Origin of the sequence: Candidatus Clostridium eludens (genome assembly GCF_045310515.1) — a bacterium.
Lineage (GTDB): Bacteria > Bacillota > Clostridia > Clostridiales > Clostridiaceae > Clostridium_B > Clostridium_B eludens.
In genome coordinates this window covers 115,795-128,425 of record NZ_JBJHZX010000008.1, presented here as the reverse complement: position 1 = coordinate 128,425, position 12,631 = coordinate 115,795, and the positions used below count along the sequence as shown (strand labels likewise).

Genomic DNA, 12,631 nt, shown 5'->3' with positions numbered 1-12,631 from the left:
TTTAAGGCGGTTTTCTACATAATTTTATCCTGTAAATGTTTTATACATTAATTTACATTAAACTGTCCATACGTCAGGGTATATAGCTGTTCCTGTAATGGCTTTTGTTATATGGTTTATCTTAACAAAAGGTTCCTATAGTAAAACAGAAAAGGTGTTTTTAGCTTTTACATTTGTATTTTTTTCATATATAATAACTTGTTTCGCAGTTAAACCAAACTGGAATGAAGTACTTAAAGCTACAGTTACTCCTACCTTAAAGTTTGATAAGGGATTCATACTAACATTTATAGGTATGATAGGAACAACTATAACTCCATATATGCAATTTTATTTACAGTCCTCAATTGTTGATAAAGGATTAAATATAAAAGAACTTAAATATGAAAAGCTGGATGTTTATTTAGGTACTCTATGGGGAGACTTGGTATCTTTTTTTATAATTGTATGTACTGCTGTTACACTTTTTAAGGCTGGCATAACTATAGGCAGTGCTGACCAAGCTGCACTTGCGTTAAAGCCATTGGTAGGCAACTATGCTACTATTCTTTTTGGAGCTGGACTTTTTGGAGCATCTGTTCTAGCAACAATGGTCATTCCGTTATCAACTGCATATGCTATATGTGAGTCTTTTGGATTTGAAAGTGGAATGAATAATTCATATAAAGATGCACCTGCATTTTACGGAATTACAGGTTTTATGATTTTTACAAGTGCAATTTTAGTACTAATTCCTAAAATCTCACTAGTAGGTCTAATGCTTGTTACCCAGCAACTTGCAGGTATCCTATGCCCTGTGATATTAGTATTCATGGTTTTACTTACTAATAACAAAGAACTTATGGGACAATACGTTAACAATAAGTTACAAAATATTATAATTTGGATTACAGTTGTTTTTATTGCTGTTCTTTCAATAATTTTATTTATATCTCCAATTTTGGATAAGATTATTTAGCTATTTATTTTTTTATTATATGTAACTATTTTATGTTGTAACATTCAAATTTTGTTTATTAACTAGAGTAAAAAATACTCTAGTTCTATTTTTTAGTACGTATTAATAATCAGACAAAACAATGTGTTATTTAATAATATTTTACAATAGATTTATGACTATTAAACAAAATCTTTATTACATTCTATTACAACTAAATATTTAGCTGTTTATGGATTATCTATTTATGCAAAGCAAAAACTCCAGCTTAAGACTAGGCCGAAGTTTCTGTTATTGATTATTATGGATTATTTAGCATAGAGTTAGCATTTTTTGTAAACCTGGTAGTTCTCACATAATTTCCAAATAGTTTTCCTATTTAGTTAAAAAGATATAAGTTTTAAACATATTGGTTTTAGTCACTTTATAAAATTTGCATAATTGCTGTAATTAACTAAAACTGAATTTTAGTAATTACAATGAAAAATCATTTGTAAAGTAGATGGAGCATCTTTTGAATATTCTAATGAATTTCTCCACTTATGATTGATTCGCTTTGGCCTAATTCAATAGAAATTTCATGGCTTCCATTAGAACAATAAAAAACGAAATTACCTTTTTGATTTATATCGTACTTTATAAAATTCCATCCATTATTGTACAATAATGAGATATAAGAACTAAAAACATCATCTGGTATTTTGGTTTTATAATAATAAGAAATTGTTTTTCCATTACTCGATGAATAAGCATATGTAATCTCATCTGGCATAGGAACATCTGAAAGTTGAGGAAAACAAGCAACTGTTGGGGTAGTAGTTGTATCGGAATTTGATGTGCTTGAGCCTCCTAGTTCTGACAATGCTGTTAACTTTGTAACATTTAAAAGAGGCTTTACATCATTAATAGGAATAGCAAAATTTAAATCTCCTGAACCCGTAACTGCTGAATAAGTGATACCGATAAGTTGTCCACTCATATCTATTAAAGCTCCTCCACTAGAACCAAATGCAGTAGGAGCACTAATTTGGATGTCCGTACCGTCTCTACCATTGTTTCTATTTAATCCACTTATTATTCCAGTGGAAACCGTATTCTCTAAGCCATCAGGTGAACCAATTGTAATAATTTCTTGTCCAATTTTCAAGGATGAGGAATAGCCTAATGGGATAGTAGGTAAATTGTTTGCATTATTTAGCTGTAATATAGCTAAATCATTACTCTTGCTATAACCTAGAACACCTTTTACATCATATTTTGTACCATCTTCCATTATAACGTCTATATAATAAGCACTGTCAATTACATGATAATTGGTAATAAGTTCCCCCGAAGGTGTGATTATGCATCCGCTTGCTGTCGCGGTTAGTGTATTATTAGCATCCTTTACTTCAACTAATGCAATTGCATTAATATTTTTATCCACGATATCAGTTAAGGATGACTGATATGAAGAATTGATTGTGCCATCATAAGCTGAAGCATAAACATTCATGGGATTAAATAAAAATGAAGTAAATATTGTTATCACTGGAATAAGGAATTTTTTCTTATTAAACATAGCATCACCTCTTATTAAATTTAGTTATTAAACCTACTATTTAATGTAATAGATTTATAGATTTATAGATTTATCCTTTTCTGTATTATTAAACATTGTATTTCTAAAATTGTCCAAACACTTTATCTATAATTTTTTAAAATCATCTTTACTATTTATAATTAATTATCTAAATGAAGTGATGGAGTTACCTCTAAATATTCTTAGTTATATATTAGCATTACCCAGCAAGATTTTTGCTTCTGATAGCTAGGGCATAAGATATTATTATATATAATCTTAAATATTATACAGCCATTATATCTTGTTTATTTTAAACTATAAGGGGTAAATTTTATAATGTCAATAATTTATAGCAGCGCTCATATATTGATTACATCTTAAAATAAATCTACTATAGTGTAGCTTCATCTTGCACAAGGGGAGCATATCATTACCTACGGTTTTTTAAGTGATATGAAGACACTTTTTCAGTGGTTCCCATAAGTATGTGCTTATTTCTTTACTTTAAATTGCTGCTAACTTACAGTAATAGTCTTGAACCATTTTCTACTCTTTTCGTAGCTATTATATTAAAGAATAAGTTTACCTCTTATACTTTTAATTACATCCAAAGCTCTACATGATCCCCTTCTGAAAGCCGTACCTTGGCAGCATCACTATCCATTAAGTTAATTGGTGGATACAATATTATACTAACACCACTACTAGTGTATATTTTCCATTATACCAGCAGCTATAGCCTGTGCACATTCATTCTGAAAGTTATCACTGGCTAAAAGAGCCTCTTCTTTTGGATTGCTTATAAATGCAAGTTCTGTAAGTATTGCTGGTGAATTCGTATTTTTTAAGACATAATAATCTGCTGTCTTTATTCCTCTATCTTGTAAGCCTGTAGTTTTGACAAGTTCCTCCTGGATGGATTGTGCAAGCTTCTCACCTGCTGTACTTCCATCAAAGTAATAAGTCTCTGTTCCCCCCACAGTTGGATCATCTGCGCTATTGGCATGTATACATACGAAGTAATTAGCACCACTATTATTAGATATATCACAGCGCATTTGAAGATCTTCTGCTACATCAGAGGGCCATGGCACATTGTCACTAGTTCTAGTATATATTACTTGTACATTATTGCTTTCAAGTATTTTTCCAACTTTTAATGCTACAGCTAAAGTTACATTTTTTTCAAGTGTTCCCGTTGGACCAACAGCTCCAGAATCATAACCACCATGTCCAGGATCTATGCATATAATTATTGATGATGATGTCGTACTAGGTGATGATGCTTCACTAGGTACTGATGTAGTGGTAAATAAAAGATTTTGTACTAACGTATCTGGTATAGCAGCACTACCACCTAATATATCAACGGTAGATATAGCATTTAAATTAGATTGAATTATAGGTTCCTTAGTATTAGAACTATTTAATAAAATAATAGGAGAAGATGTCATTGCTGCAGCCGCAGAACCAGATAAGGCATCTGCAAAACCTTCCCCATTTGCTAAATATGTATGGTTAAAATGAATGCTATCTATAAATTCATTTACTATTGCAGAATTTGTGCCGTACCTATCATCCCCACTTAACCGTTTATAATTATTAAGGTTACTTATAGCATTGTCGCTTATAGCAGAAGTTCCCCCAACTACATAATATTTACTGATATTATTGTTACTAATAAAGTTTTTAACACTATCTGGTAATCTATCAGATGTTGTGAGAAGTATAGGCATCTGATTTGCGGCAGCAATAGGGGCTACAGATATGGCATCTGGAAAATTTTCTCCTGATGCAATCACTACCCCATTACTTGTGCCTATAATTTGAGATACTTTTACACTAGTTTCATATCTATCTTGTCCTTCAATTCTAGTACAATGTATATTAAGATTATTTAATTGCCCTTCAATATTTTGAGATACTACACTAGTTCCTCCTATTATAAATGCATTTTTGGCATTCAATCTTTGTATCTCTTGCAATACACTATCATCTAAGCTATTATTTTGTGTTAACAAGATAGGTGAATTATATTTCTTTGCTAAGGGTGCTGCACACAGGGCATCTGGAAAATTTTCTCCTGAAACTATTACAACATAGTCTGACTGATTCCAATTATTTTTGGAAATCTGTATGGAAGTGTCATACCTATCGTCACCGCCAAATCTCTCAGTTGATGGAGCAGCTGTAACCTTGCATGTAGATACAAAAAGTAAAAATAAAAAGCAACAAATGAATAGTACCAGTTTTTTTGCGTTAAGCAATATACTCATCTCCTTAACAAGTTTGTCAACTACATCTTACCATGAAATTTGATATGTTTCTCATAGTTCACGCTCTTTTAACATTTTTCTCATTTTGTCCAGCAACTAGAATGAAAACACTCTAGTCTTATTCTTTAATGGGTACTTTGATTGGACAATTGTCTAAATACAATAGGACACCTAGCATATACTTCCAAAATGAGTAATTGGATTTGCGGTTGGTCGCAACTACCTTATGATTATCTCTCCTACATAAAGCAATAACATCAGGTACTTAACTCTCATATAACTCACAAACCAATTACTTGGAGTACAGTTTCAAGCATAATGCAGTTCCTTAACGAAACACTTATGGTATTGCTTTTATCTGCATTATTGTTTAGCTTATCCTCTAATCTGGATAATGTAGTTGTAGGAATGGCTTACGGAATAAAGAAAATAAATGTGAGTATGATTGCAAACCTTATAATGGCAGTTGTAACATCTACCGGAACCTCTTTATCCATGTCAATTGGAGCATATTAAACCCCATAAATAACACCAGGTCAAAAGAACTTGCCTTGAAAAATATTCATGACATGATTGAATATGTCGAAAAATCGAATTTAGCATTTTTGCATGATGAACTCCAGCGTTATTAAGAATAATATATATTTTTTTATATCCTTTCTCTTTCAGATATTCAACAAGTTCCTATAAAATTAACAAATTTTATTCCATCTATTATGTTATACTTATAATTGACTTCTGAAGGGGGCGTAGAAATGATTAGAAAAAATTTATGGCATGCAGTCATAATTCTGGGAATAGTAAGCACTATAACATTTCATGCCGGTGCTAGTCCCATTGAAGAGTATAATATTTCCAATATAAGTAATACTTCAAATGTAACTAATAATATTTCAAATTTAGATGAGGACACTTTAAATATAACAAACCAAAAAACTAACATTGAAAAACAAATAGAGATTCAGGACAGCAATATAGAATCCAATATTACTGCTCTAAATAGCTATAAAGAAAACTTAAAAAAACTTAATTCGGATATCTCGGAAAATGTACAATCTATTGCTTATATATCTAAAAATATAAATGATCTTAATGCTATATCAAATCAAAGGATTAGGGCACTATATGTAAACGGGTGTGATGAATCTTACCTTAATGTTATTCTGGATTCAAAGAATTTCACAGATCTGGTTTCAAATACATACCTTGTAAAAAAACTAATGGATTGGGATCGTAAGAATATAGAAACCTTAGAGGCAAATAAAGATATCCTACAAAATAAGACTAAAAAATTAAATTCCGATAAATCAGAACTAGACAAGCTTACAAAAAAGGTATCTGATGAAACAGATGTACTGAAAATGCAGAAGGAAAATGAAGAAAAACTTATCGGTGATTTAGATAAGATGATAGTTCAGAATAAAGATGTAAATTCAGGTAATACAGACAACTCAATTATGAATACAGGAAATAGTATTGTGGATTATGCCTTATCTTTTCTTGGTGTTCCGTATGTATGGGGAGGCACGACCCCTTCTGGATTTGACTGCTCTGGATTTGTACAATATGTATATGGTCATTTTGGAATTAGCATACCTAGGGTATCACAGGATCAGCAAAATTTTGGCACGAAGATACTAGACGTAAATGATTTGCAGCCTGGTGATTTAGTTTTCTGGGGTAATCCTGCCTATCATGTAGGTATGTACATAGGAAATGGAAAATATGTAGAAGCACCTCATACAGGCGATGTAGTAAAAATAGCAACGTTGTATGATTATACATCTGCGCAGAGAATTAAATAAAATAAATAGGAGGTACCAAGTACTAGGTGTTGTAATTTCATTTAGACAAATTATGATCAAAAAGGGGGGATGATTATAAATGGAAAATAAAGAAAATGCTAAAAAACAAGATATCAGGGAAAAAAGATTAAGATACCTTGCTATTATAATACTAATTGTAATAATTGCCTTTATAGTATATGATTTTAGTAAAGTTGAAAAATCTCATAACTCATCCACCAATAAGCTAACCCAAACATTAAGGTCAGTAAGTACTGGCACTAAATCAAACACTAAAGTTATAAATTTACAACAGGAGCCAATATATAGAATATTCAACAATATTAGTGAGTTTCAATATAAATTTAATACGTCTGCACAAAAGTTTGGGTTAAGTTTCAAAATAAACAGCTTGGCCATACAAGTTGGTACTGTACAGAATAGTTTTAAGTATATGATTAATAATAATATAGATATCTAAGGAATAATTAATAAAAAAGATTCTAGTATTAGGTATATTACGCTGCTTGGAAACGGTGATGGCACGATTAAGTCCGAATCTGATATTCTGCTTACAGTTGAAACTCTTATAGATACTGTTGACAGTAGTTACTCGGATGAGGAAAGAACCAATTTGATGAGGTCATTAGGTATCACAGACTCTTTAGTCGGATCGAATAAAACAATACTTGTAAATAATATACAATATTCTACAGTTTCCTCAAATGATGTAGAATTAATGTTTATAATAAGTAATATTGAGGATAATAAATTTACTCACCCCTTCTGATCCTGTATTGATTAGAACCTCTTGTACCATCATACAAAAAAATGATATAATGAGCTTGTCACTTAACAAGAATATAATAAGGGATACCTGACAATACTTTGATATCAAATATAATTAGCCAACTAAAAAATACTTTCAGAATTCATCTGTTTTACATAAAATGTATACGTTTTTTAGTAATGCTTAAATATACTAACTATCACTATATTCTTAAAACTCGATACAAGATGATTATTATCCAAATCACCCCTGAAATAGTATTTAAAGTTTTTTCCTTAAATCTCATTTCGTAACTTTACTTTCCACATATACTTTCCAAAATAAATTATTATTCGTATTATAATATTTATTACTTATTCATGTTTCTGGTAGAAACATCTTATTTTACTTAATTCGGTATCAGCTCTTTGTTTCTAGACAATTCTAAATTTTTATTGGTCAAAAGATTAGAGTTAACGACTTTATAGTATGTGGCCATCTTCAGCCGTGTTAAAGGATTGGGACTGAAAAGTAAAAAACATAACAATCCATTTATCCAGATAGGAACGGTATAATTGTCCTTGTCCAGACACATATCTTAATATCTATAGAACTTTTATATGTATATGTTTTTAAAAATTATTATAGTTCCAAAAATTGTTTTGAATAATTTCTATTTTTATAATATAATACCTAAGTTATTTAGTAGGCTCTAAACTAAATAAAATATACAGATACATAACAAAACAATATAGGTTAGATGATAATTATACTTTTATTTAGTATATTATTAGAACCATAGACACATTTTATATATGCTCACAAAGAGGAGTGGTTAGTATGAATTTGGATATATTTTCTTTGATTGTAGGTTATACGATAGCACCCAGCTTATACTATAGAAGTTTTTCAAACAAGATAATTAAAAAAGCTCCCACAAAGGGTAATGTTATTGCTTTAACTTTTGATGATGGCCCTAATCCTGAGTATACACCAAAACTTCTAGATGTACTTAAAAAAAATGATATAAAATGCACATTTTTTGTTCTTGCAGAAAATGCACAAAAGTATCCTGATATAATTAAGCGTATTGAAAGTGAGGGGCATTACATTGGGCTTCATTCTTTAAAGCATATGAATGCGATTTTTTCATCGCCATATCAAACACGAAAAAATTTTTCTGAAGCTTTAAATATTATGGATCATTTAGGAATAAAAATTAAATTTTTTAGACCTCCATGGGGAATATTTAATCCATTAACATATTATTATGCTAATGCTAATAATTTAAAGATTATTCTTTGGTCCATTCATGCCATGGATTGGAGTAGATGGGTAACTGAAGATTACATAAAAAAGAAACTTATAAATAATATAAAGTCTGGTGACATCATATTATTACACGATGGTAGGGGCTCGAAAAATTCGCCTACAAAAACAATAAGAGCCCTTCAAACTGTTTTACCTGTTCTTAAGAGAAAAGGATACAGATTTATTCTTGTCAAGGACTTATAAAGGCTATTTCAGGCTCTATTGATACTAAAAAGATTCCGTAAAATTTAATAAAATATACATATATAATTAAAGATAAAAGTCAGCTAATATATTATAATCTAATTATCTTAAAGTTTCCTGGAGGATAAAATGCAAAAATTTTTAATAAATAAAAAAACATACAGAAATTTAGATGTAACTATGTTATCTATCATAGTTGCCATAGCTTGTTTTGGCGTAATGAATATTTTTAGTGCTACACATAATCAATATGGCTATTACTATGCTAAATTGCAGCTAATATGGCTACTATTAGGTATAGTTGTAGTTTTTTTAATTTTAATTGTTGATTATAGAGTTATAGTTCGATATGCCAACGTAATATATTGGGGTGGTGTTGGAGTTTTATTATTTAATGACATAACCAGTAAAGCAATAAAAGGTGCATCTTCATGGATCAGAATAGGAAGCAGAGCTATAGAACCAGGCGAATTTGTAAAAATAGGGCTGATATTAATTATTGCAAAAAAATTAGAAGAAATGGAGTGTAACATAAATAATTTAAGAAATTTTCTAATTTTATTCTTATACGCTTTTATACCCATTGTTTTAATTGTAATACAACCTAACTTAGGTATGGCATTAGTATGTTTATTTATAGTTTTCTGCATTTTTTTTGCTTCCGGTCTAAATTTAAAGGCTATAGTAACGGGTATCATAGCATCTATACCATTGAGTATCCTTATTTGGTTTAGTGGTATTCTAAAAGATTATCAAAAGCAGAGAATAACCTCTTTTATTAATCCAGGAGCTTATCAACAGGATATTAGTTTTCAGCTTACGCAATCTGTGACGGGAATAGGTTCTGGCGGATTAATCGGGACAGGCTTTTTAAAAGGACTGCAGTCATCTGGTGGATATATTCCTGAAATACATACAGACTTTATATTTTCAGTGATTGGGGAGGAATGGGGATTCATTGGCTCTGCAGTACTTATAGCCGCCTATGGTGTACTAGTATATAGAATCATAAGATCATCAACTCAATCAAAGGATATTTTGGGAAGATTTATATGTATTGGTGTAGCAGCGTCCTTTATTTTTTCTGTGTTTCAAAATATTGGCATGACCATTGGAATTATGCCTATTGCAGGAATAACTCTTCCATTTGTGAGTTATGGAGGAAGTTCCATTTTAGCTAATTTCATTTCGTTAGCATTAGTTTTAAATGTAAATATGCGAAGATATTTTAATGTTTAATTTTATATGTAATTAATGGACATATTTTAAGATATAAAATCTATCAAAGTGTTTTGATATTGGGTAATGAAACAAAATGCTTTGATGGATTTTTGTATAAGATTTATTAGCATTATATATTGAAAATTTTCACTTATAAGATTATAGCACCCTTAAAATTTATTATAGGTAAACAACTTTAATAAAGTAAAAATCACTGAAAATACCTTGGTTTATTAATATTTGAACCAAGTTTTCATATTGCTTATCTATAAAAGAACATGTTTCTGGCATACTCAGGCCTTATTTATAGTATGTGGTTAAAATACTAGTGTCAAAAACTCAACGAAAATCATTTATTTTTAGAAAGGAATATAAATATGACTATTTTACAAACTATAATTCTTGCAATAATTCAAGGAATTACTGAATTATTTCCGATTAGTAGTGTTGCACATTCCGTGTTGACACCATACATTTTAGGATGGAAACTTAGTCCTCAATTCTTAAAAGTAAACTTTCTTCCATTTGTAGTAATGATGCATTTAGGTACAACTGTAGCACTTTTAATCTTCTTTAGGCAGGATTGGATTGATATTATTAAATCAATTTTTAATAGTAGGAATTCAAAAAAATTACTCGGACTTATACTAGTTGGTACATTGCCAGCAACTGTAATAGGGTTTGTTTTTGAAAAGAAATTAATGAGTTTATTTAGTAATATAAGCATTACAGCTGCTTTTTTGATACTAAATGGTATACTTTTATATTTTGGAGAAAAGATGCACTCCAAAGGGAAAAAGGAAATTGAAGACTTAACCTATGGCGAAGCAGCAATTGTAGGCTTTTTTCAGTCCTTGGCTCTCATTCCAGGCTTCTCTAGATCCGGAGCAAGTATGACAGCAGGATTTTGGATGGGATTAGAGCATGAAGAGAGCGCACGGTTTTCTATGCTTCTTGCTACTCCAATCATTGCAGGAGCAGGAATATTAGAAGTTCCTAAAATTATAAAATCAGGAACTCAGGGATTACTTCAGATGTCTATATTAGGAGGAGTAGTAGCTGGAATATTTGCATTTATTAGTGTCTTGTTATTGATGCGCTGGTTCAAAAAGAAAGAAATTAATGCAATGCTTCCTTTCTCTTACTATTGCTGGATAGTTGGTATAGCAGTTTTAATTTTTCACTTATCATAAGAAGTGTAGTATACAATTTTGAAAATTCTCCAGAAACTTAGATAACTAAATAAGGTGGTGAATATTGTTGAAATCCAATTTGCAAAGTAGGAGAGATGAAAAAAGACTTTTAAGGTATACATATTGTCTATGTTTTATATGTTTTATAAATTTATCAATACTTAAACAGCCTTTTGATAAAATGGCTATAATAATGGCTGGATGTATATGTTTGCTTATAGGATACTCTTACTTTGTTATTAGAAAGTTTTTTCCCGATGGGGATAAGTATATATTTATTTTTTCTAGTATATTGTCAATTATAGGAATGGTCATACTTTATAGGATAAACATAGCATATTCAGTCAGACAGGTAATTTGGTTTGCAGTTGGTGTAACAGAATTTATTTTGATAGTCGTTCTTTTTCCGGATTTAGAAGGATTCAGCAAGTATAAGTATTGCTACTGTGTAGCTACTATAATATTTATGGCTATGGCAACTTTTTTCGGTAAAGAGATAAATGGATCTAAAAGTTGGATTATAATACAAGGATATAGTTTTCAACCTTCAGAGTTTGGTAAATTGTTTTTAGTACTATACCTGGCTTCCGAATTAAAGGATTATAGAAGCTTTAGACATTTAATAATGCCAGCTATTGTTGTAGCAATATGCTTTGCATTTACATTAATTCAAAAATCCCTGGGATTTAGCTTAATTATATTTTGTGTATCAGTTACCATGCTGTTTATAGCAACTTCAAAATTAAGGTATATGGTAACTTCCCTTATATTGTTTGCAATTGGCTGCGTAATAAGTTATAAATTATTTGCACATGTGAGAGTAAGAGTGCTAATTTGGAAAAATCCCTGGCCTTATGCTAATAATATAGGTTATCAGATTGTTCAATCCATGATTTCTATTGCGTCAGGAGGTTTTACAGGGGTAGGTCTTGGCCTTGGACACCCAGAATTTGTACCAGTTAATTATACAGATTTTATTTTTGCAGTAATTTGTGAAGAACTTGGCATCCTAATGGGATTTGCAATAATAATAATAAATTTCTTATTATTTTACCGATGTATAAGAGCTGCACTATACCAAAAAAGTATTTTTCTGAGACTTTTAGTAGTGGGTTATAGTGCAATGATAGCATCTCAGGTATTAGTTATAACAGGTGGGGTTATAAATTTAATTCCTCTTACAGGAATTACTCTTCCTCTAATAAGCTATGGAGGAAGTTCCATGTTGAGTGTCTTTTTTTCGTTAGGTATTATTCAAAAAATATCAGAGGATGAAGTATTATAGAAAAAGTACTATGAGCAGTATATTACTTTTTTAGCTCTGTAATAAATTATTATAAGATTACTGGTTTATGAATGAAATAATGTTGCT

At 30.4% G+C, this 12,631-nt stretch carries 8 protein-coding genes and 2 pseudogenes; 8 read left to right on the top strand and 2 right to left on the bottom strand.

Annotated elements, in window-relative coordinates; genetic code table 11:
- Positions 1–73: 73 nt before the first annotated feature.
- Positions 74–958 (top strand): annotated as a pseudogene (locus ACJDU8_RS07550) (NRAMP family divalent metal transporter); the annotation flags it as partial.
- A gap of 502 nt (positions 959–1,460) precedes the next feature.
- On the opposite strand, the gene ACJDU8_RS07545 reads toward ACJDU8_RS07550, so the two are convergent.
- Positions 1,461–2,498: a S1C family serine protease gene (locus ACJDU8_RS07545; protein WP_406791535.1), complete on the bottom strand. Its 1,038-nt coding sequence runs from the start codon at positions 2,496–2,498 to the stop codon at positions 1,461–1,463.
- Between the two features lie 707 nt (positions 2,499–3,205).
- Positions 3,206–4,768 carry an N-acetylmuramoyl-L-alanine amidase gene (locus ACJDU8_RS07540; RefSeq protein ID WP_406791534.1) on the bottom strand — a complete coding sequence of 521 codons (1,563 nt, stop codon included), beginning with the start codon at positions 4,766–4,768 and terminating at the stop codon, positions 3,206–3,208.
- Positions 4,769–5,119: 351 nt separating this feature from the next.
- Here ACJDU8_RS07540 and ACJDU8_RS07535 point away from each other — a divergent pair.
- From ACJDU8_RS07535 to ACJDU8_RS07505, 7 genes and pseudogenes are all read left to right on the top strand, one after another.
- Positions 5,120–5,376, top strand: a pseudogene (locus tag ACJDU8_RS07535) (sporulation membrane protein YtaF); the annotation flags it as partial.
- Positions 5,377–5,532: 156 nt separating this feature from the next.
- Positions 5,533–6,582 (top strand): C40 family peptidase, encoded by a 1,050-nt coding sequence (locus ACJDU8_RS07530; protein WP_406791533.1) that lies wholly within the window; start codon positions 5,533–5,535, stop codon positions 6,580–6,582.
- Between the two features lie 79 nt (positions 6,583–6,661).
- Entirely contained in the window at positions 6,662–7,042 is a 381-nt protein-coding gene (locus ACJDU8_RS07525; protein ID WP_406791532.1) for a hypothetical protein, read from the top strand.
- Positions 7,043–8,170: 1,128 nt separating this feature from the next.
- Positions 8,171–8,845: a polysaccharide deacetylase family protein gene (locus ACJDU8_RS07520; protein ID WP_406791531.1), complete on the top strand. Its 675-nt coding sequence runs from the start codon at positions 8,171–8,173 to the stop codon at positions 8,843–8,845.
- 129 nt (positions 8,846–8,974) lie between these two features.
- Positions 8,975–10,084 carry a rod shape-determining protein RodA gene (gene rodA, locus ACJDU8_RS07515; protein WP_406791530.1) on the top strand — a complete coding sequence of 370 codons (1,110 nt, stop codon included), beginning with the start codon at positions 8,975–8,977 and terminating at the stop codon, positions 10,082–10,084.
- Between the two features lie 359 nt (positions 10,085–10,443).
- Entirely contained in the window at positions 10,444–11,259 is an 816-nt protein-coding gene (locus ACJDU8_RS07510) for an undecaprenyl-diphosphate phosphatase (protein WP_406791529.1), read from the top strand.
- Between the two features lie 79 nt (positions 11,260–11,338).
- Positions 11,339–12,544: an FtsW/RodA/SpoVE family cell cycle protein gene (locus ACJDU8_RS07505; protein ID WP_406791542.1), complete on the top strand. Its 1,206-nt coding sequence runs from the start codon at positions 11,339–11,341 to the stop codon at positions 12,542–12,544.
- Positions 12,545–12,631: the final 87 nt, after the last annotated feature.